Below are 21532 nucleotides of genomic sequence, written 5' to 3' on the forward strand. Positions count from 1 at the left end.
GCGGGGTCAGCGACAATAAAAAAGCCCCCTGCTACAATCAAAAAACGCGTCTCAAAAACTGTCACAGGCTGCCAGTGCCTCCGTTGTTGTCCAGATCAGACAAAAAACCCATCGCTGCCCAACATTCCCACTCAAAAACGCCATCTCCAACTTCCCAACACCGCCCCAATTGTGCACCCAACGACACCAACTGCCCATCAGCGTCCGGCAAGCCCAACGTTCTTTGTGCACAATAAAAGCATTTCTTTCGAGCCGGAGAGAATTGGCGTATCATAACGACTATGAAGGGCAGCTTGCGGTCGACAACGGATCCGAGGCATGCATGCGCGAGGCGTAGCTCAACTTTCTGAAGAAAAGCAACAAATCAGGCCTGGCACCGATCGTTACGTCTAGAAAAGGCCGGTGTAGCATAATTGCTCCGCCGGCCCTCTTATTTTGTTGAACACTCTGCCGTATGTTCTCTAATTTACAAACTTGATACAGCCATCTTTGATCTCGATCTTTGAATTATCACTGATCGCCACATCACCGCATTTTGTCGTGACAACTGCTCTAGTTCCGCTGCCGCCGATCGTTGCGGCCCCGCTGGTCGAGGCGTTAAAGACGACCTCTTTCGTTGAGCCGTCCATCTTTACAACAAACTTCCACTGGGTCGAATCTTTGTTGTAATACCGGATGTAAACCGAAGCAAAAGCATTCATTCCAAACATCGAGACAAGCCCCAATGCCATAATAGTTCTCTTCATACTATCCTCCTGATTTTCGATCACAAGCCACATTATGCCTTGTGCTATTAGGAACGAGCCGGATCAGTTCACTTGCATTGAGAAGATATACAAACTACGCCAAAACCATGGTTCCGGTGCCCTGGTCAGTGAACACCTCAGCCAGCAACGCGTTGCGCGTTGTTCCACTAATAATATGAGCGGACTTCACTCCACGGGCTAAGAGCTCTATCAAGCTTTCAAGTTTCGGTATCATTCCGCCGGTTGCACGGCCGGATTCGATCATTTGACGAGCGTCGGTGATCGATATTTGCGAAAGCTTTGTATCTTCGTTCCCCTCATCAAGATAGATACCATTCACATCGGTCAACAATATAAGTTTCTCGGCTGCAAGGCTTGCAGCGATCTCGGACGCTATCGTGTCGGCATTTATATTAAAGATTTTCCCGTCGTTATCTGCGCCAAGCGACGAAATGACAGGTAAATAACCGCTATCCAATAGTGTGTTTATCAACGAGGCGTCGATCTCGACAACATCGCCAACATGTCCAAAATCGACTGTGTGCGTTTCACCGGTTTGTTTGTTAATCACATCTTTTGGCGGTCGTTTGACCGCCTTTACGACTCCGCCGTCGACACCTGAAAGCCCGACAGCGGATACGCCTCGCCGTCGGAATTGCGCCAATATCTCTGTATTGATCTTTCCGCGAAAGATCATTTTTGCGAGGTCAAGTGTGTCGTCGTCCGTCACACGACGTCCGCCGATCACGGTCTGGACCACGCCCAATTTCTGAGCAAGTTCCGTCAACTGTTTCCCGCCGCCATGAATGACACAAACACGAATACCAACCTGGTGCAGAAGTGCAAGTTCTTCGGCAAGCGAGGCAAGGTTTTCCTTATCTTCCGTTACCTTGCCGGAGAATTTAACGACAAACGTCTTGCCTTGAAATTTCTGAATATAGGGCAGCGATTCGCGCAGCAGATCGAGCGTCTCAATGTTCATTTGATCAACTCCGACATTATTGCCTTTTGAATATGGAGCCGGTTTTCGGCTTCGTCTATGACCACCGACCGCGGCGAATCGATCACAGCGTCCGAAACGATCACATTTCGCCGAACCGGGAGACAGTGCATAAAGATCGCGTCGTTTGCATGCATCATCTTCTCTTCGTCGACAATCCATTCATCGCGATATACGGATCTTTCGCGCATATCGGCGGACGCGTCGCCGTAAAATTGTTTACTACCCCAGCTCTTTGCGTAAACCACCTCCACGTCGTCAAACGCACCGCTTGGGTCGTTTGTGATTTCGACGCTCCCTCCGTTTTGAGCCGCCTGTTGTTCGATCTCAGCGACTAATTGATCGTCGAGTTCATAACCTTTCGGATGTGCGATCCGCAGATCGTGGCCAAATTGAGCTGCAGCGAGAGCAAAGCTGTTCGGTACTGCCATAGGAAGCGGTTTTGGGTGCCACGCCCATGTCAGAAGTACCTTCTTCTTCGCAGGCCCAAGCGTCTCTCTAATTGTCATCATATCTGCCATCGACTGGCATGGGTGATGCATAGCCGATTCGAGATTTATGACAGGTACCGAAGCATATTTCGCAAAGGCACTCAAAATCGGATCAGTACGTTCGGTTTCCCAATCTTTAAGCTCGGCAAAGGTACGCACGCCGATCGCTGAAACATAGCGCTCGAGGACCCTCACAAATTCGGCCAGATGCTCGGTCTTGTCACCGTCCATCACGACGCCGTCTCTGTGTTCAAGCGTCCAGGACGTACCGCCGGGTTCAAGGATCACAGGATTTCCGCCGAGTTCGAAAATTCCTACCTGCATCGATGCACGAGTTCGCAGGCTCGGGTTGAAAAACACGAGTGCAACCGATCTGCCGGCAAGCGGTTTGGCGCTTGAATCGCCAAATTTAAGCGTCATTGCCGACCCGATCAATCGCTCGAGCTCATCCCTCGAGAAATCAGATGTACTTAGATAATTCTTCATCGTGTGAGGACCTCGACCAAGAGGTCGATCTCTTCGACCGTGACGCACAAAGGTGGTAACAATCTAAGGATCTTGGGGTCGCTGGACGTACCCGTAATAATGTTATTTGCCAATAATTTGGCATGCACCGGCCCGACCGGCTCATTGAATTCGATTCCAAGTAAACATCCTTTGCCGTGAATTGCTACCACGTCCGGCGCCGTTGATAGCGCTTTACGCAAATGTTGTTCGATCAATGCCGCGTTGTCGATCATACGGTCGTTTTCGATTGCCTCAAGGGTTGCCAAAACCGCAGCCATTGCCAACATTCCACCGCCGAATGTCGTGCCCAGATCATTGAGCTTTATATTATTAGCGACCCTTTCGCTAACAATACAAGCCCCGACGGGAACGCCGCTTCCGAGAGATTTGGCCAGGGTGATTATGTCCGGATCGACATTGTCTGACAAAGAGCTGCCGGCAAAGAACCAATTTCCCGTTCGGCCAATGCCTGTTTGGACTTCGTCAAATATCAAGATGATCCCAAGTTCGTCGCAAAGTTCGCGTAATGCCCAAAAGAACGTTGGTTCTGCTTCGCGAACGCCGGCCATCGATTGGATCGGCTCAAGCATGATCGCTGCCGTTTCGCGGTCTGCGACAGCCCGGACACTGTCAATGTCGCCAAATATTGCCGATACATGTCCGGGAACATTCGGCTTTCCGATCTCACGATACTTCCCGAGGTATGTTGCTGATATTGAATCTGCTGTTCGCCCGTGAAAACCGCCGGAAAATGTGACCACCTTTTCGCGGCCGGTCGCCATGCGGGCCATACGCATCGCATTCTCGTTGGCCTCAGTGCCGGAATTGCAAAAGAATGATTTCGACAGTGAATCCGGAGCAATGGAAACGAGCTTTTCCGCTGCCTTTGCCCTGATCTCGGAATAGACAAGATTCGAATAAAATAGGACCTGCTCGGCTTGCTGATGAATGGATCTTACAACGTGCGGATGGCTGTGCCCTGTCGCACAGACCGCATGCCCGCCATATAGGTCGAGATACTTCTCGCCATCGCTTGTCCACACCCATGCCCCTGAACCACGCTCAACAGCTATGTTCAACTTAGCGTAGGTCTCGACCTGATATCGGTCTTCCTTTGCTTTTGTAGCTATAAAATTCATCAATTACACTCTTCGATCAAGATAATCACCCGGATGATCGCAAATATCGTATGCAAGGGTTCGAATACTCGTTTGATCCGATCTGTATTCCTCGACCTCCTTCGTCTCTAACTTAATTTTTATCGTAAATATCGCAACTGTCCCGCACACGACGTCGAGGAAGTATTCGTCCGTCCCATCGTCGTGCTCGAGTATGTAGAACCACGGCTCTTCTTCGATCGTCTTTAGCATCAGGGATTTGTTCCGATCATCTTTAAGCCAGTCGTCTCGTCTAACCCGAACATCAGATTCATATTCTGCACCGCCTGTCCAGCTGCTCCCTTGACCAAATTGTCTAGTGCCGAGAAGACCACGACATTTTTGCCGTTCGAATTCACAGCAATGTCGCAGAAATTCGTTGTCTTTACCCAATTGATGTCTGGTGAGCCATCGACGAGCCGAATAAAGAACGAGTCGCTATAAAAATGGCTATAGAGATTCTGGAGGTCCTCATTCGTAACCTCAACGCATGTTTCCATGTAACACGATGCAAAGATCCCTCTCGAAACCGGCATACTGTGAGTGATGAAAACCAGGTCGCTCGGAAGTCCACCAACCGCGCGAAGGCACTGCTCGATCTCCGGCACATGTTGGTGCTTAAACGGCTTGTACGCATAAAACGAATTCATCCGCTGCGGATGATGTGTATTCGGCGCCGCCTTTGCTCCCGAGCCGCTAGAGCCCGTTTTGGCGTCAACGATCACCTTGCCCGTTAGCAAACCGCTCTTGACCATCGGAGCTAACGCGAGCAGCGTCGCGGTCGCAAAACAGCCGGGATTGGCGATGTATCGAGCCGTTTTGATCGCCTCGCGATTTGTCTCTGTCAGGCCGTAGACAAATTTCCGCTGCAACTCAGGCTGCGACTGTTCCTGTTTGTAAAACTCAGCTGAAAATATCCGGATCATCGATCCGAAAATCGCCGGATAGATCAATAGCTCTAACATGGTCCCGCAGCTTCGGGATTATATCCATTGCCTGGCCATGCGGCAGTGCAAAGAACGCAACATCGATATCACCGAACAAAGAAAGGTCGTCCCGGAGCCTGTTCAAACCGAAGATCCGTAATGCCGTTCAAATTCCGGTGAACCTCAGAGACTGCCTTTCCGGCATGCTCGTTCGCCGTGACCAAAACAATCTCCGCGTTGGGATGAAATAGCAGTATTCGCAGTAGTTCACTGCCTCCATAGCCCGAACCACCAAATATCGCGATGCGAATCCTCCTATCCGTCACGCGAGCACCTCCGTAAAACATGAGGCGTTCTGGACCATTTCAAATAACTTCGCGCCGTTTCGTCGCGCGTTCCCGGCCTCAAGACCAAAATTCTCCCGAACAAAGTCCTCGCCCATTTGCGAATCCGTGACCGATCCAGCTACTACGTCGACGCTTATGCCAATTTCTTTCAACACCGCCAAGCCGCCAATTACACCGACGTAGTCAGATGCACAAAACACAAATGCCGAAATAGCATTTTTTATTTCCAAATCGAGCAGAACCGAATCAACCGCGTAACCTCCGACGATCCCGTCCCCGAGTTCGACCACAATCAGATCGGGCTGAGATGAATTCAGCTGGTTCAGCAAAGCTTTCGCGATCGGCGCAAGGTCTCCATAATCAACTGTCGAGGGAAGTCCGCAATCCAGAAAACTGGCTGTAGCAACCGCACCGTGATCTTGCATATGCAGCGTGTCGCGAAGGCATGCAATCCCGGATAGTTTTGCTCCGGCGACACGCAAACCTGCATCTGCAGCTTGTTTGATTATTTCGGTTGCAGCAACCGTCTTTCCTGAATTCATGCACGTACCGGCTATCACGACGATCGGAGCCGAAGCATTAAGATGGTCGGCAGGCCGAACCGCATTGTCGGCAATGTTTAGCACAGAGCCGATATCGTTACACGCGATACCTACAACCTCGACCTCGATCGCGTCGGAAAATGAGGAATGGTGTCCCTTACACAACCCAATGACACCGCCCATATTTAATAGGTGCAGCTTATCGCCATCTTTGACTGATTCAGGTACGTCACCGACGAATCCCTTTAGTGCCCGGCGCTTACCAAGCACTCCGAGAATTACGTCACCTTTGTTGATCTTCGCAAGTCGGCCGCTCGGCAATTCTAAATCGCCGTATGTGACACTCTCAGATAGTGCCCGAACAGCAACCACATCGCCAACTGAAGGAGACGGACAATTATCGATGACGGAGACATGACGGCCGAGCCCAAGCCCGGAAACAGAGGAACCCATTTTTTCGATCTCTACGTATTTCATTTAGCTTCTATCCGAACATCTCTCCCAATTTGCGGAGTACCGCATCCTGATCCGTAATATTTTTCACTGCGATGAATATGGTATCGTCGCCCGCGATGGTGCCTACTATTTCTTGGGATTTCTCAGCGTCAATTCTTACGGTAATCGCTGATGCAAGTCCGGACGAACACTTTCCGACGATCAAATTCGCTCCGGCCACATCAAAGGCCACGGCGCCAAATTCGGCGATACCCCTCGCCTTCGGAGGTAACGAGTATTGTCCATTTTTCTTGAGCACTCCCAGCTCGTCTAGATCTCTCGAAACGCTTGCCTGCGTGACACTAATTCCGACTTCAGTAAGCCGGGAAGCGAGAACCGCCTGACTACGGATCGGCTCGCTACTGATCAGGGAAAGCAAAATTGCATGACGTTCTCGTTTTTGCATATAAGCGAAATACTATACATCTGTGGTGTATAGTATGCATTCACCAACGGAGTATAGCGTATAGTATGCAGACCTGCAATGATATTATGCATTCTGTTGTCTTGTTAAAAGATCGCGAGTTTTATCCGAAGGAATTTTTTGGGATTAGCGCGGAAGTCACCGAGGAGTTTTGTGCCTTCGCCTGTGAACGTAGCAACGTTCGTCGCAGTTGTGTTGATACTGTTGTAGAGCGTTTCGTCAGTTAGTAGCTTACCGAGGGTACCTTTACCGCTGCGGGCATCGGCGAGAATGGCATCGAGTTTCGCCGCCGTGGAATTGAATTTCTCAAGGGCGTCACGTGCTTCGTCATAGAGCTTCTCGTCCTTTAGAAACTTGCCGGCCGTGCCCTTTCCGTCCTTCAAATCCCCCGATACGATCTTTATATCTGCAGCGATCTCACTGAACTGGGCGACCGCCTTTCGAAGATCGGCTATCGCCCCCCGAGTTTCAGTGTAGAGAGCATCGTCGCTCACAAATTTACCTGCTGAGCCTTTCCCGCCCCTAATGTCCGTCGAGATAGCTTGAAGCTGCTCTACGGTCTTATTTAGGCTGTCATAAAGCTTTGGATCGTTGATAAGCTTGCCGGCAGTGCCTTGGCCACTGTTTATCTTATCGATCGTAGTCTGAAGCCGCGTCATAGTTGCACGCGTTTCGGCAACTGCACCGTCTAGATTCTTATAAAGTGATTCGTCATTAACGATGCGCCCAAGAGTACCGTCGCCTTGATTGGCCTTGTTGAGGATCTCGTTCGCCGGGATTGCAAGCTTATTGATCTGTTTGAGCAGATCGTTGCCGGTCGCCGTCAACTGGTTCATCGAAATCGCCGCACTCGAGCTTAAGACGGTATTGTTTTCCACCGGCGAACCTTTCACCGTGCCGGGTAAGATATTGATCGTCTTATCGTTAGCAAGTACCGAGGTACCTACAAGTTGGGCGGTTGAGTCAGTGCGAATAAGTTCGTTGATCGGCCTATTTTCCAACTGACTGGATACTGCGAGCGTCGCTTCGATACGTTCGCCAGCAGTAGCGTCGCCAGTTAGAAACTTAACATCCTCGACTTTCCCAATCGATACACCGGCCAACTGCACCTCAGCACCCTTTCTGAGGCCGTCGGCACTGTCAAAGCGAACTTTAAGTCGAATCTTCTTTTCAAATGGATTGAAATCACCGCTCGAGTTAATGATTAGAAACCCAAACACCAAAAGAGCGGCAAGCATAAATATTCCTACACGCAGTTCGCTAATGGTCAGTTTTTTATTACTCTTTGGCATTAGTTGCTATTTTCCGCGAATAAATCGGTAGATATACGGATCATCGCATGTTCTAAGCTGTTCATCTCGCCCGCTAAAAATTATATTTCCGCGACGAATCATCAACACCTCAGTATTCAAAAGGCAAAGTGTATCGCCCTCCTCAACGTAATGTACAACGCCATTTTCATCAAGGTTAGCATATTCAGACGTAAGATATTCGAGATTATTCATCTCATGGGTCACAAATATGGATGAAACATCCTCTAGGTCGCGAAGCTTGATCGCCAATTCACATATCGTTCTCGCCGTTGGAGGGTCGAGCCCTGCCGTAGGCTCGTCAAAAAGAACAATTGTTGGATTCCCGACGAGAGCTCGAGCAATACCTACACGGCGGCGCATTCCGCCGGACAACTCAGATGGCATTTTGTCAATTGCATCATCAAGGTCGACAAAGCTCAGCATCCGCTTGACCTCATGGTCGATCTCATCAGGATCGACATTTTCTTCGATCAAACGATAAGCGACGTTGTCATAAACCGAAAGCGAATCGAATAATGCGCCCTCCTGAAAGACCATGCCGATCTTCTTTCGGATCCGCATCATGTCCTGATCATCGAAATGAGTGATGTCTTCGCCGTCTACTAGGATCTCCCCTCCATCTGCTTTCAATAACCCTAGTATTAGATTGATGATCGTAGACTTTCCGCTCCCGGAGCCCCCAAGTACGATCTTGGTCTCACCACGGCGAACCTTGAAACTGATTCCGTCAAGTATCACCTGCTCGTCAAATGCAAGGTCTACATTCCGAAATTCGATCGCAGGTATCAGACGCGAATCATCTTCTGCACTGCCAGTTAGACCGTCTGCAGGCGATTCATACCCGGAGATCCCATTTGCATCCTCAAATGTCATAATTAGAACATCGTACCGCTGAAAAAGGTCTGCAAAACCTTGGATAAGAAGAAATCTGCGATGATAACCAAGATCGATGAGAGTACTACCGCACTTGTTGTTGATCGTCCGACCCCAACCGTCCCACCGGTCGTATTCAATCCTCGATAGCACGAAACCAGTCCAATTAAAAGACCGAATGCAAGTGGCTTAATTATGCCGCCGATAAGATCGTTTACCGACACTCCGATGCGAACCGAAGCGATGTAAACCGTATGATCGAGACCATAGATCCATTGGGCGACTAGACCACCGCCAAAGAGCCCAAAAATATCAGCCGCCACGGTAAGTAGCGGTAACGCAAACGTTAGTGCCAGTATTCGCGGCGTGACCAACTTTCGCACAGGTGATGTGCCCAATGCCCTCATGGCGTCTATCTGCTGGGAGACGACCATCGAACCGAGCTCAGCCGAAATCGCAGATCCCACGCGGCCTGCGACCATCAAAGCAGTCAAAACTGGGCCAAGCTCTCGGATCAAGGAAGTTGCCACCCCCTGTCCCGCATTGCTTTGAGCTCCGTAATATTGAAGCGTCGGATAGGCCTGCAGGATCAATACGCCGCCGGTGAAGAACCCGGTCAGGATAACGATTCCCAGCGAGCCGACACCGATCGAATCGAGCTGTCTGACGGTCTCACCAAAATAACGCGGCTGCTTTCTCAACCCATAAACAGCGCGCCATAAAAGGAGTGTCATCCCCTGTAGTTCAGAAAGGAATTTAGTGATTAGATTCATCGAAAGCAGCCAGCCATGGTTCGCTCAGCTCAAGAATATAACGAAGTATTGTCAAACTCAAACAAACGGCAAAAGCCGACGGTGGGAGCGCCGGTCTGTTTAGATCACTTCAGTTGATATTCGGGTTTTCTAATACTGCTTTTGTTGATTCCGCTTAAGAAATCGGCGTTCTTGCTGGCTATTATTTTGAAGCGGACGCCGATCCTCTCCGCTGCGGTTCATCGGCCGCCGTGTTTCCATTTCGCGCCGAATTGCTTCGAAACGCTGCCGAAGGTCGCGAAAGCGAACAAGCTGTTCGGGTGTGAGGATCTTTCTAACCGCATATTCATTTGCAAATCTGAGTTTCGCAACCTCGGCTTGCGCAAGTTGGACATCCTTGAGACGTGCCTCGACATCAGCATCCGAGGTTTCATCCGAATATATCGCCAGATCAAGTGCAACATTCGCCTCTCGAAACCGTCGTTGAGCTTCGTCCATCAACGGCTTTCGATCCCGATTGATAAGTCGGATTTGCTGAACCTGTTCGCGCGACAACCCGAGCTGCATCAGTACGTTCTGACGGATATCCACTTGCTGATTTCCGACCTGATTGACGATCGGACGCGAAGATTCTTGGGTCTTCGGGTCGGTCGTATCTTGTGACCACGCAAACGTTGACGCGGCAGCCGTAAAGGCCGCAAGTATCAATATTCTACTAAACTTAAGCGTATTCATAATGTGCCTCAACAGACTTAAAGCCGTGTATCGACCGTGTCAAAAAGGTCCGTCAAACGCAAAGACTTATCGTCGTCATCCGTACCGGCCGTCAACGACGGCGTTTTTCGGTTCTCCCGAGGCGGAATATTTACCGCATCGACATTAACGGGTCTTGGAAGATTGCTCTTGGCTGTCAGAGTTTGTTTCGGTCGGCGATTGATCGCAGTTGCCTTGACCGCCACCACGCTCCGATCCGGTGCGGAGCTTGCCGCAGTAATGACGGGATCGATCTTCGGACTAACGGCTGCGACCACGGGAGAGGAGACAGGTTTCGCTATCTGGATGTTATTGTTCGATTCATCGACGCCCGCAAACTGCTGTTCAGATCTGCCAAAGTTATTGATCGCAACGAAACCAATGCCCGCTATGATCGCTATTGCGGCCGCCGCTCCTACCGCAGTTGACCAATTGAAGGCAAGTAGTTGGCGAAATCCGGCAAACGATCCTATCACCGCCTCTGATCTTTCTTCGTAAGGAATAACGATCCGGGGCGTCTTCAGCGGAGCAAATTCTTCCTTCTGCCACTCGAATACCGAGTAACGCGAGAACGATAGCTCTGCAAATTCGTCTGTACATGGCAAGCAATCGGCCATGTGCGTCTCGAACCGCTCGCGTTCAGCATCGCTCGATTCACCGTACAAATACGGCACTATCGCTTCGCTAAATTCGCAAACCAAATTTTCTATTGCTTCGCCTTTCATAACTAGACCACCTCAACGGGCGTTCGTTCTAACTTCATCTTTAATTGCTTAAGCGCCGTGTACAAGCGGCTTTTGACCGTGCTCAGCGGCACCTCGAGTGTTTCAGATATCTCCTGAAAGGTCATTTCCTCAAACTCTTTCATCACTATCACTTGCCGCAGATCGCCCGGCAATGCACCAACGGCCTGCCTAACAATATTGAGGCGCTCGACCTGTTCAGTCGAATTCGCCGGTGAATAGTGGGCCGCCGCGACGAATGTACGTTCATCACTGCCATCATCGGTATCGAGAAAATCTTCAGCCCTCGTTTTCTGACGCCGCTTTATTGTCAAACACTGGTTTACCGCGATCCGGTGCAGCCACGACGAAACTTTTGCTTCGCCTCGAAAGTTCTTAAGATTGCGGTACGCGGCAATAAATGCCTCTTGAGCGGCATCGCCCGCGTCATCTTCGCGGCCGAGCATACCGAAGCAGAGAGCGAAAATCTTACGCTCCCAACGTCTAACGATCTCGCCGAAAGCTTCGGAATTCTCCGAAACCGCTAGTTCGACAAGTTGCTCATCCGTCAAATTTATAAACATCTAAAACCCGTGTTAACGCCGCTATTGCACGAGATTGATCTTCCACACTTTTCAATTCCTGCGAAGCATCTCGCATACATTTACTTAGACGCTCAAATTACCAAAATAGTCGACGCTTGTGGCAATTATGATATCATCTTGGAATTTCGATAGACGTTTGCCGTCCTTTTGAATCTCAAGTTATTTCCTTTCAACGAGGTCCACCTTCCAATGTTCAACATCAATAGATTCGCACTTGTATTATTTGTAGTCACCGTATTTTTTCCGGGCTGCACGGCGACGCGTCCCGAGAAGATATGCGGAGCCGACGATCTGCGGTGTTTGGTAGCCGAATATAGCAACTTGATCGCACGCGACCCCCGCGACCTAAACTCCTACCTCGGCCGGGCCGCAGCTCTTCAAAAATCCAGGGATCTGGATGCTGCCGTTGCCGATTGCACGAAAGCCCTGTCGATAGGGCCAAAAGAGATTCGAGCTTATCGTCTTCGCGGCTCGATCTACTTTGAGCAGAGGAAACTTGTCGAAGCGATCGACGATTTTGAGCGATTGACCAAATTGGAACCGGATGTCGCTGAGAATTTCAGGCTGTTTGGCGAAGCTCATCAGGCGAAAGGAAACTATGACCACGCTCTGACCGCGATCAACCAAGCCATCGCGCTGGATGCAAATAATGTCCGAAGCTATCTTGCGCGTGGCAGGCAATACCGCTTAACAAGGAAATTTGATGATGCACTATCTGACCTCTTTAAGGCGATCCAACTCGAGCCTGACTACGCCCGTAGCTATGTAGAACGCTGCAAACTGTATACCGCGACGAAACAATTCGATCTCGCAATGTCCGACTGCAAACGTTCCGTAGAGCTGCTGCAGCCCGAGGATGCCGTCTTCACCTATACAGCGTCAGCCGGAGTGTATGCGGCAAAAGGCGATATTTCCAATGAGATCGCAGAATATGACAGTGCGATCAAACGGTTTCCTGAAAACGGTCAGTTTTACGAGCTGCGTGGTTCCGCATTGTTGCGGCAAAACAGACCCGACGGAGCAAAAGCAGATTTTGACAAGGCCATCCAGCTTGATCCGAATAATTCCTCCGCATTTTCGAGCCGAGGAATGTCATTTATTTCAATGAAAAGGTACGATGACGCTATAACAGACCTGCACCTGGCAATAAAACTAAACCCTAAGAATAGCGACCCCCACGGGAATCTCGGCCTTGTTTATACCGAAACGGGAAAGAATGACGACGCGTTGACCTCGCTCAATATGGCCCTCGCCCTAAATCCGGACAACACGAACGCACTGAAATATAGAGCGGCTCTATTCAAAAAAAACGGCGACAGCTTTAATGCTCTCGCCGATACTTTGAGGTTGAAAAGACTCGGATTAGCCGAATAAATTCGATTATTAGTATGCTCTCGCAAATACAACGCGTTTGCTAGATTCGGCGCCGGAAAAGATGCACTTGCCCTTTTCTTCGATTGCATCAAGCGGAATACAACGAATAGTCGCTTTGGTTTCCTGCTTGATCGCTTCCTCCGTCTCAGCGGTGCCGTCCCAATGGGCGAGCAAAAAACCGCCTTTTTCGATCTTAACCTTAAACTCTTCCCATGTATCGACGCTGTGTGTATTATCGTCGCGGAAGGACAGAGCCTTTTGGAAGATGTTCTCCTGGATCTCATCGAGTAGAAACTTAATGTGATCTGTTATGCCTTTGATCGGGCGTGATTCTTTGCTTAGAGTATCGCGTCGGGCAACTTCTATCGTGCCTGTCTCGAGGTCGCGCATTCCGAGGGCGAGTCGGACCGGAACGCCTTTGAGCTCGTATTCAGCAAATTTCCATCCCGAACGCTGATTATCACTATCGTCATATTTGACCGACATCCCAGCTGCTTTCAGTTCAGCAACAATGGTGTCGACTGCGGCGGAAACCGTCGCCAGATCCTCGGGATTCCGATAGATCGGAATGATCACCACCTGAATCGGAGCAAGTTTTGGAGGCAAGACGAGTCCCTGATCATCGGAATGGGCCATGATCAATGCTCCCATCAGTCGGGTCGAAACTCCCCAGCTCGTCGCCCATGCATATTCCTGTTCATTTTCTTTGTTGACGAATTTTACGTCGAAAGCCTTGGCAAAATTCTGGCCAAGAAAATGTGACGTACCCGACTGCAAGGCCTTTCCGTCCTGCATCATTGCCTCGATACAATAAGTTTCGATCGCACCGGCAAAGCGTTCGTTAGGCGATTTGAGGCCCTTAAGAACGGGCAGAGCGATCCATTCCTCAGCGAAGGTCGCGTAAACGCCGAGCATGCGTTCCGTCTCTTCGATTGCCTCCTGTTCTGTCGAATGTGCCGTATGGCCCTCCTGCCATAGAAATTCGGCAGTGCGCAGGAAGAGACGCGTCCGCATTTCCCAGCGGACGATGTTGCACCACTGATTGATCAGCAGCGGCAGATCGCGCCACGACTGGATCCAGTTTCGGTAGGTGTTCCAGATCACAGCCTCAGAGGTCGGACGAATGATAAGTTCTTCTTCGAGTTTAGCGTTCGGGTCGACCATCAGGCCGCCATTTGGATCCGCTTTTAGACGATAATGCGTGACGACCGCACATTCTTTCGCAAAACCCTCGGCATGCTCCTCTTCTTTCTCAAGAAAAGATTTTGGTACGAAAAGCGGGAAGTACGCGTTCTGATGCCCGGTCGCCTTGAACATATCATCAAGCGCCTTCTGCATCTTTTCCCAAATGGCATAACCGTAAGGTTTGATCACCATACAACCGCGAACCGCCGAGTTCTCGGCAAGATCCGCCCGTTTTACGATCTCGTTGTACCATTCAGAATAGTTTTCTGAGCGTTTAGGTAGAGCTTTACTCATATGAATTGACGAGCCTCAGACCGAATGTGCGGGACTGAGACCAAACATCTATGATAAGTGAAATTAATGTGAGTTACAATTTTGTGCTCTCGAACATCAATTAAATGCCCGGTGGACTCTGTGGACTCCGACGCGAATATGTTATTATCCGGTTTTTATGAGCGACTTTGAACTCGATCTGCAGGACACCGCGACAGCCTTTGCTGACAAATCCGACTCAGAGCTCAGGGAAAAGCACCGTCTTTTCAAAATGCTCAATTCGCCATTCCTCAACGCGATCGGGACGAAGTGTACGACCTTCGCGTTGGCGATCGGATTGCCGGTCGAAGGGCTGATTAAAGCGACGATCTTTGAGCAATTCTGCGGAGGTGAAACAATTGAAGAATGTGAAAAGGCGATCAACCGACTGGGCGCATCTAATGTCGGGACGATCCTCGATTATTCTGTTGAAGGAAAAGCGACGGAAGAGGATTTTGACCACACTAAGGACGAGATCATTAAGACGATCCAACGTGCACAGGGCGACCCGAATATTCCGTTCTCCGTTTTCAAAGTAACTGGCATCGCTCCACTTGGGACGCTCGAACGGATGAGCAAGAAAAAGAAGCTCGACGCTAAGAGCCAGGCAAAATGCGAACGCATTCGCCGCAGAGTGGCTGAGATTTGTGAAGCTGCATATTATGCTGATCAACCGCTATTTATCGATGCTGAGGATTCGTGGATACAGGACGCCATCGACCGCATGGCGACCGACGCGATGGAGAAATACAATCGCGAGAAGCCGATAATCTACAATACATTGCAAATGTATCGCACCGACCGGTTGCAGCACCTCAAAGATCGGCGTCGACAGGCCCAGAACGATGGATATATATATGCTGTCAAATTGGTTCGCGGAGCCTACATGGAAAAGGAACGCGACCGTGCTGAAGAAATGGGTTACGATTCGCCGATCCATATGACAAAGGCCGATACTGATGCTGACTACGACGCGGCGATCGAATATTGCATGCGGCATTTCAACGACATGGCATTCGTCGCAGCAACCCACAACGAAGTGAGTACAAGGTTACTTGCCGAACGGATGCACGAAACAGGCTCTCAGAAAGACCATCCGAATATTTTCTTTTCGCAACTGTACGGCATGGGCGATACGATTTCATACGTATTGGCAAAAAAGGGGTACAATGTCTCAAAATATGTGCCGTATGGTCCTGTCGCTGATTCGATCCCGTATCTTATTCGCCGGGCTGAAGAGAATTCGTCTGCGGCAGGACAAGTTAGCCGCGAATTTGAAATGATCGAACGCGAGTTGAAGCGCCGAACAATCTAATGTTTTGCCCAAAATGTGGAAGACCAGACCAGTCGCCCGAAACATTTTGCCGTCAATGCGGCACGTTTTTGCCCGACCTTCTGAAACCGGCAAAGAAAGAGAACACTCCGGAAGAACACATCAAGGTGAACACCGTTTTGTCGCTGATGACGGTCATCACTTGTTTCACGTTGGCAATTTTGTTGTACTCAGTTCTCGGTTTTCGGCAGCAGACGCCGATCCTTGTATATGTGACCACTGGTCTTCTGATCGCGATGGGCGCATGGCACATTCAGTCATTCATCCGAATCCGGAAGCTAAAGAAACAATGGTCGCTGAGATCGCCGAATCAAACGTCGGATGAAAATTCGGGCATCGGCGGATCGACCATAGAGTTGATGTTAGAACCGGCGGACTTTAACGATCCTGTACCTGTGAGCGTGACGGAAAATACAACGAGAAATTTATCCAAGCACGAAATGTGTTCACCGAAGGCCTAGCATCAGGCGCACCGAGCGATCGGATATTTCGCCGTTTGAAGAATTTTTCCAGTTCAACAGTGGTTCGATCTCGGGAATAGTAAGCGGTTTGTTTGTGATCTTGGCTACTTGTGTACTCTCAAAGGCTCGGTTGGTCAATGCAATGTGCGGTATGCTCGAACACGGCGTTTCAACATTAATCGCTGCTTCTGCCATTTCGACATCGAGGTAAAAATCATCGTAGGCTGCGATGTGCCAGACGAGTTCGTCGCTCGAATCGTCAACGCTTAATACACGCAAAAGGGCGAAACCTGCTTCAAGCTGGAAGACTAGAAAATCGCCGGGCTGAAAGGTCTGAGACATAATACCGAGGTTACCATACCGGTGCCTTTGACGTTAATATCCTAATTGATGAACCCGAAGATAGATCCAAATGCACTGCTCGCGATCGCTTTCGAAGAAGCCGCAATCGGACGTGCCGAAGGCGGAATTCCGATCGGGGCAGCTTTATTTGACGGCGACGGCAACTTACTCGGCCGCGGCCATAACAGACGCGTTCAGGAGAACGATCCGTCGATTCATGGCGAGACCGACGCCTTTCGCAAGGCCGGACGCCAGCGAAGCTATCTCGACACGATCATGGTCACTACGCTTGCCCCGTGCTGGTATTGCAGCGGCTTGGTACGCCAGTTCGGGATCGGCACCGTGATCGTCGGCGAATCGGAGACCTTTCAAGGCGGACTTGACTGGCTGCGAGAAAATGGGGTGGAGATAGTCGATTTAGATTCGGCCGAATGTATTAAACTCCTCGGCGGCTTCATTGCTGATTACCCGGAGATTTGGAATGAGGACATTGGCGTACAATAGCGTAAGTAACTAAATTGAATATGACAAAAGGAATCTCTGCGGCAGAGGCCGTAAATGTAATTAAGTCAGGCGATCGAGTGTTCATTCACGGCATTGCGGCTGCCCCGCAGCATTTAATATGTGCAATGACAGATAGAGCTTCTGAACTTAAGAATGTTGAGATCGTTCATCTCCACACAGAAGGTGATGCACCGTACACGAGACCTGAATTCGAGGAAAGCTTTCGAGTAAATGCGTTTTTTGTCGGAGCCAACGTACGAAAGGCGGTACAGGCGGGTCGAGGCGACTACATACCGGTATTTCTCTCCGAAATACCGGCTTTATTCAGAAAGGGTGTCCTTCCGCTTGATGTGGCATTGATCCACGTTTCACCACCGGATAAACATGGGTTTTGTTCACTGGGCGTTTCGGTCGATATTGCTAAGGCAGCGGTAGAGACAGCAAAGCTCGTCATCGCTCAAGTAAACCCAAATATGCCGCGCACGATAGGCGACGCTCTAGTTGACCTTCGCGATATCGATCTGTTTGTAGAGATCAATGACCCACTGCCTGAACAGCAACCGCGGACGCCTTCCGAGACGGACATGGCGATCGGTAGAAATGTCGCCGCCTTGATAGATGATGGGGCGACATTGCAAATGGGTATCGGCACAATACCTAATGCGGTTCTGGCGGCACTCAAGGATCACAAGCATCTTGGCATCCACACAGAGATGTTTTCGGACGGCTTGATCGACCTCGTCGAATCTGGCGTAGTTACGGGAGAAAGAAAGGTAAAACACCCCGGAAAGATCGTTGCGGGCTTCGTAATGGGTACTCGAAGGCTCTATGATTTCGTTGACGATAACCCGCAAGTCCTGATGCTGGACATTGCCTATGTCAATGACAGTTCTGTAATTCGCCGAAATCCGAAAGTAACCGCAATCAATAGCGCGATCGAAGTTGATCTGACGGGACAGATTTGTGCTGACTCTATTGGCACTATGCAATATTCCGGCGTTGGTGGGCAGATGGACTTTATCCGTGGTGCGTCACTTTCAGAAGAGGGTAAGCCGATAATTGCTCTGCCATCGACCACAGCGAGAGGCGAGAGCAAGATTGTGCCTTTTCTTAAGGAAGGTGCGGGAGTCGTTACCACCCGTGCCCACGTGCATTACATTGTTACCGAGTACGGCGTGGCGAACCTATACGGAAAGAACCTGCGACAGCGTGCCGCAGAATTAGTCAGCATCGCTCATCCAGATCACAGGGAAACATTGGATCGCGCTGTCTTCGAACGTTTTCATTCCATCGAATCGGACCATTTACATCTTACTTCCGGATAGGCGGAATATGTCCCTAAAAATGATTACGATCGGCGAAGCTTTGGAATATCCAGAATTCGGCCGCTTCGTTCTTCGTCAATGTTTTGATTGGGAGCATTTGGCTATGCAGAGCGATATATTTGTACCGCGGCGTATTTGGGAATAAGATAATTAACGGAGAATAATCTACGAATATCTCCGAACATTAAAAATCTCTTAGAAACAAAGTCAATCACACCTATCATGAAAAATAATAAAACAGCGGTAATTATAAGTGCGGCGAGAACACCAACCGGAAAGTTTCAAGGTGCTCTCAAAGGATTCTCGGCACCTGAACTAGGAGCGTTCGCGATCAAAGAGGCCGTAAAGCGTGCGGGAATAGCAGGTGACCAAGTCGATGAAGTAATTATGGGTTGCGTCGTTGCCGCCGGGCAGGGACAAGCCCCGGCTCGTCAGGCAGCATTGAGAGCGGGACTTCCGCCTGAGGTTTCAGCTCTTACGATAAATATGGTCTGCGGCTCCGGACTACGAGCTGTGGCGTTGGCGTCGCAAGCAGTTGCGTTGGGCGATGCCGATTACATTGTCGCTGGCGGCATGGAATCGATGTCGAACATCCCATACGCACTACAAACCGCACGCGACGGATTCCGAATGGGTAATCATATAGCTACCGATCTCATGATCCATGACGGTCTTTGGTGCCCGTTTGAGAACTGGCACATGGGCAATACCGGCGAAGTCGTGGCCGACAAATACCAGATATCGCGTGAAAAGCAGGACGATTTTGCCTACAATTCGCACCGAAAGGCATATGAGGCTCAACAAGCAGGCAGATTCAAGGACGAAATGATAGCGGTCGAAATACCCCAGAAAAAGGGCGATCCGCTGATACTCGACTATGACGAACCCGTTAGGCCCGAAACGACCCCCGAAAGCCTAAGCAAACTTCGTCCCGCCTTTAAGAAGGACGGTGGCACTGTAACGGCGGGCAACGCTCCCGGCGTAAATGACGGTGCGTCCGCATTGGTCGTTACGTCTGCCGAGAATGCCGTGGCGGCGGGCAAAGAGCCACTCGGTCGGGTTGTCGCGTGGGCATCGTCAGGCATCGAGCCCAAACTGATCATGATGGCGCCGGTCAAGGGCGTGCAAAATGTTTTGGCAAAGGCTGGTTGGTCGATGGAAAGCGTTGATCTGTTTGAACTTAACGAAGCATTCTCGGTTCAAGCCCTCGGTGTGATGCAAGAACTCGGCCTCGATCTCGAAAAGGTCAATGTAAACGGTGGTGCGGTCGCATTAGGTCACGCCATTGGCAATTCAGGCGGACGCATTTTGACGACGCTTCTTTATGAAATGAAACGTCGCGGATCGAAACGAGGCGTCGCGGCTCTATGTTTAGGCGGCGGCAATTCAGTAGCCATGGCCGTCGAACGTGACTGATCGATTTTTGCAACTAAAGGCCGACAATTCGCGTTCATTTTTTTGCTACGAGCGTTGGCCGAGGTAAAGTATGGCACCAAATGAACACAACCGGTTAGTCGGTATCTTTTTGATGGCACACGGCGGAATGCAAGCCGCCGTTATGCTAATAATTTGCATCGTGTATGGGATAATTGGAGCGGCGATCATTGGCAGTGCCCGCGGAGACGAGAAGTTCGTCGGCGTTTTCTTTATCATCGCGATCTTCCTCGTAGCCATTTTTACGGCCTTATTTGCCGGATCTCAGATCCTTGGCGGGTACAAGATGTTCAAGGAAAGGCCAAATGCCCGGACGTTTGGGATCGTTGCAAGCATTGTCTCCATATTGTCATTTCCGCTTGGCACGGCAGCCGGTGTTTATGGACTTTGGTTCTTATTTGGTGATGAGGGAAAGAAATTCTACCTCGGTGCGGGACAGCCTCAACCGCTGTTTCAAAACCCAAAGCGGACATTCGAAAATGCCCCGCCACCTCCGCCGAATAGTTGGCAATGATTACCTTCAGTATCGCGTGACGCTTACAGACCGTCGTTGGCGAAGTTAATATGATCGGGCCGTGAGACCAGCAAGTCTTGCGGCCGGTTTGTTTTGGGATGACGCGGTGGTTTATTCTAATCATTTAGTACTTTAGAAGTTATTAACAAAATATATATGAGCGAAATAATTGGAGTTATCGGAGCAGGAACAATGGGAAACGGCATCGCACAGACGGCTGCCGGAGCAGGTTTTCAGGTAATAATGTGCGACATTTCCGAGGAATTCGTCGCTCGTGGCCTTGCGAATATCAGCAAGAGCCTTGACCGCTTCGTAAAAAAGGAAACGATGACCGATGATCAGAAGGCTGAGGTCCTTGGCCGTATCAAGACGACCACAGACCTTAACGATGTAAAAGACTGCACTCTCGTAGTCGAGGCTGCTTCGGAGAACTTTGAAATCAAGAAGCAGATATTTGAAAAACTCGATTCAATTTGCGGAGGCGACTCCATACTTTCATCAAACACTTCTTCGATCTCCATTACCAAGATAGCCGCAACCACAAAGCGCCCGGACAAGGTGATCGGAATGCATTTTTTCAATCCGGTCCCACTAATGAAATTGGTTGAAGTTATCCGCGGAATTGCCACCAGCGATGAGACTTATGGGAAAGTTAAAGCGCTTTCTGAACAGTTGGGCAAGGTGCCTGTCGAATGCAACGACTCGGCAGGTTTTGTCTCAAATCGTGTATTGATGCCGATGATCAACGAAGCGGTCTTTGCCCTGCACGAAGGCGTTGCGTCAAAAGAATCGATCGACGAGATCATGAAGCTAGGTATGAATCATCCGATGGGTCCGCTCGCACTCGCCGATTTCATCGGCCTCGACGTCTGCCTTGCGATCCTCAACGTTCTTCACGAAGGGATCGGCGATCCTAAGTATCGTCCGTCGCCGATGCTCAGACAATACGTCGATGCCGGTTGGCTCGGACGCAAAAGTGGAAAGGGCTTTTACGATTATCAATAATGTTCAATATTGGGGCTAAAAGAGCCTTGAGACAAATTCTTATTACCCGTTCGTCTTGAACACGCTGGCCCCTTTGTAGATCTTGAACAA

General features: G+C 50.0%; 25 protein-coding genes and 1 pseudogene. 8 read left to right on the forward strand and 18 right to left on the reverse strand.

What is annotated here, in order from left to right:
- Positions 1-461: 461 nt before the first annotated feature.
- From IPK01_18610 to IPK01_18685, 16 genes and pseudogenes are all read right to left on the reverse strand, one after another.
- Complete coding sequence (locus IPK01_18610) at positions 462-746, reverse strand: hypothetical protein (GenBank protein ID MBK7935442.1); 285 nt, start codon at positions 744-746, stop codon at positions 462-464.
- A gap of 94 nt (positions 747-840) precedes the next feature.
- Entirely contained in the window at positions 841-1728 is an 888-nt protein-coding gene (argB, locus tag IPK01_18615) for an acetylglutamate kinase (protein MBK7935443.1), read from the reverse strand.
- Complete coding sequence (locus tag IPK01_18620) at positions 1725-2723, reverse strand: N-acetylornithine carbamoyltransferase (GenBank protein ID MBK7935444.1); 999 nt, start codon at positions 2721-2723, stop codon at positions 1725-1727. Before IPK01_18620 ends, argB begins: the two co-directional genes overlap by 4 nt.
- Positions 2720-3883, reverse strand: a complete 1164-nt coding sequence (locus tag IPK01_18625; protein MBK7935445.1) for an aminotransferase class III-fold pyridoxal phosphate-dependent enzyme — start codon at positions 3881-3883, stop codon at positions 2720-2722. The genes IPK01_18620 and IPK01_18625 overlap by 4 nt, the downstream gene beginning before the upstream one ends.
- A 3-nt stretch (positions 3884-3886) precedes the next feature.
- Positions 3887-4114, reverse strand: a complete 228-nt coding sequence (locus IPK01_18630; GenBank protein ID MBK7935446.1) for a hypothetical protein — start codon at positions 4112-4114, stop codon at positions 3887-3889.
- A complete protein-coding gene (gene argC / locus IPK01_18635) occupies positions 4114-4827 on the reverse strand; it encodes an N-acetyl-gamma-glutamyl-phosphate reductase (GenBank protein MBK7935447.1) in 714 nt (237 codons plus the stop codon). The genes IPK01_18630 and argC overlap by 1 nt, the downstream gene beginning before the upstream one ends.
- On the reverse strand, positions 4805-4945 hold the full coding sequence (locus IPK01_18640) for a hypothetical protein (protein MBK7935448.1): 141 nt from the start codon (positions 4943-4945) through the stop codon (positions 4805-4807). The genes argC and IPK01_18640 overlap by 23 nt, the downstream gene beginning before the upstream one ends.
- Positions 4935-5153, reverse strand: coding sequence for a hypothetical protein (locus IPK01_18645; protein ID MBK7935449.1), 219 nt, complete (start codon positions 5151-5153; stop codon positions 4935-4937). The genes IPK01_18640 and IPK01_18645 overlap by 11 nt, the downstream gene beginning before the upstream one ends.
- A gap of 600 nt (positions 5154-5753) precedes the next feature.
- Positions 5754-5810, reverse strand: a pseudogene (locus IPK01_18650) (four-helix bundle copper-binding protein).
- A gap of 390 nt (positions 5811-6200) precedes the next feature.
- A complete protein-coding gene (locus IPK01_18655; protein ID MBK7935450.1) occupies positions 6201-6617 on the reverse strand; it encodes a hypothetical protein in 417 nt (138 codons plus the stop codon).
- 104 nt (positions 6618-6721) lie between these two features.
- The gene (locus IPK01_18660) at positions 6722-7927 is read right to left on the reverse strand and encodes an MCE family protein (GenBank protein ID MBK7935451.1); all 1206 of its coding nucleotides are present in this window, start codon (positions 7925-7927) and stop codon (positions 6722-6724) included.
- A gap of 6 nt (positions 7928-7933) precedes the next feature.
- Positions 7934-8821: an ATP-binding cassette domain-containing protein gene (locus IPK01_18665; protein ID MBK7935452.1), complete on the reverse strand. Its 888-nt coding sequence runs from the start codon at positions 8819-8821 to the stop codon at positions 7934-7936.
- Positions 8822-8823: 2 nt separating this feature from the next.
- Positions 8824-9594: an ABC transporter permease gene (locus IPK01_18670; GenBank protein MBK7935453.1), complete on the reverse strand. Its 771-nt coding sequence runs from the start codon at positions 9592-9594 to the stop codon at positions 8824-8826.
- A gap of 129 nt (positions 9595-9723) precedes the next feature.
- Positions 9724-10308, reverse strand: a complete 585-nt coding sequence (locus IPK01_18675) for a hypothetical protein (GenBank protein MBK7935454.1) — start codon at positions 10306-10308, stop codon at positions 9724-9726.
- 17 nt (positions 10309-10325) lie between these two features.
- Positions 10326-11051: a zf-HC2 domain-containing protein gene (locus IPK01_18680; GenBank protein ID MBK7935455.1), complete on the reverse strand. Its 726-nt coding sequence runs from the start codon at positions 11049-11051 to the stop codon at positions 10326-10328.
- Between the two features lie 2 nt (positions 11052-11053).
- Positions 11054-11632, reverse strand: coding sequence for an RNA polymerase sigma factor (locus tag IPK01_18685; GenBank protein ID MBK7935456.1), 579 nt, complete (start codon positions 11630-11632; stop codon positions 11054-11056).
- A 210-nt stretch (positions 11633-11842) separates the two neighbouring features.
- Between IPK01_18685 and IPK01_18690 the strand changes: the two genes are divergently transcribed.
- The gene (locus IPK01_18690) at positions 11843-13027 is read left to right on the forward strand and encodes a tetratricopeptide repeat protein (protein MBK7935457.1); all 1185 of its coding nucleotides are present in this window, start codon (positions 11843-11845) and stop codon (positions 13025-13027) included.
- Between the two features lie 9 nt (positions 13028-13036).
- On the opposite strand, the gene IPK01_18695 is transcribed toward IPK01_18690, so the two are convergent.
- A complete protein-coding gene (locus IPK01_18695) occupies positions 13037-14506 on the reverse strand; it encodes a proline--tRNA ligase (protein ID MBK7935458.1) in 1470 nt (489 codons plus the stop codon).
- A 157-nt stretch (positions 14507-14663) separates the two neighbouring features.
- Here IPK01_18695 and IPK01_18700 point away from each other — a divergent pair, with 157 nt between their 5' ends.
- Both IPK01_18700 and IPK01_18705 read left to right on the forward strand, forming a co-directional pair.
- Positions 14664-15839, forward strand: a complete 1176-nt coding sequence (locus IPK01_18700; protein MBK7935459.1) for a proline dehydrogenase family protein — start codon at positions 14664-14666, stop codon at positions 15837-15839.
- Positions 15839-16318 carry a hypothetical protein gene (locus IPK01_18705; protein MBK7935460.1) on the forward strand — a complete coding sequence of 160 codons (480 nt, stop codon included), beginning with the start codon at positions 15839-15841 and terminating at the stop codon, positions 16316-16318. The genes IPK01_18700 and IPK01_18705 overlap by 1 nt, the downstream gene beginning before the upstream one ends.
- On the opposite strand, the gene IPK01_18710 is transcribed toward IPK01_18705, so the two are convergent.
- On the reverse strand, positions 16304-16660 hold the full coding sequence (locus IPK01_18710; GenBank protein ID MBK7935461.1) for a hypothetical protein: 357 nt from the start codon (positions 16658-16660) through the stop codon (positions 16304-16306). The genes IPK01_18705 and IPK01_18710 overlap by 15 nt on opposite strands.
- Positions 16661-16708: 48 nt before the next feature.
- On the opposite strand from IPK01_18710, the gene IPK01_18715 reads away from it, so the two are divergent.
- The 5 genes from IPK01_18715 (at position 16709) to IPK01_18735 (ending at position 21442) form a co-directional block, all read left to right on the forward strand.
- Entirely contained in the window at positions 16709-17164 is a 456-nt protein-coding gene (locus IPK01_18715) for a nucleoside deaminase (GenBank protein MBK7935462.1), read from the forward strand.
- A 20-nt stretch (positions 17165-17184) separates the two neighbouring features.
- A complete protein-coding gene (locus IPK01_18720; GenBank protein ID MBK7935463.1) occupies positions 17185-18489 on the forward strand; it encodes an acetyl-CoA hydrolase/transferase family protein in 1305 nt (434 codons plus the stop codon).
- A gap of 222 nt (positions 18490-18711) precedes the next feature.
- On the forward strand, positions 18712-19905 hold the full coding sequence (locus IPK01_18725) for an acetyl-CoA C-acetyltransferase (protein MBK7935464.1): 1194 nt from the start codon (positions 18712-18714) through the stop codon (positions 19903-19905).
- Positions 19906-19975: 70 nt separating this feature from the next.
- On the forward strand, positions 19976-20437 hold the full coding sequence (locus IPK01_18730) for a hypothetical protein (protein MBK7935465.1): 462 nt from the start codon (positions 19976-19978) through the stop codon (positions 20435-20437).
- Between the two features lie 156 nt (positions 20438-20593).
- The gene (locus IPK01_18735; protein ID MBK7935466.1) at positions 20594-21442 is read left to right on the forward strand and encodes a 3-hydroxybutyryl-CoA dehydrogenase; all 849 of its coding nucleotides are present in this window, start codon (positions 20594-20596) and stop codon (positions 21440-21442) included.
- The last annotated feature ends 90 nt before the right edge of the window (positions 21443-21532 follow it).

The organism is Acidobacteriota bacterium (genome assembly GCA_016713675.1).
Taxonomy (GTDB): Bacteria; Acidobacteriota; Blastocatellia; order Pyrinomonadales; family Pyrinomonadaceae; genus OLB17.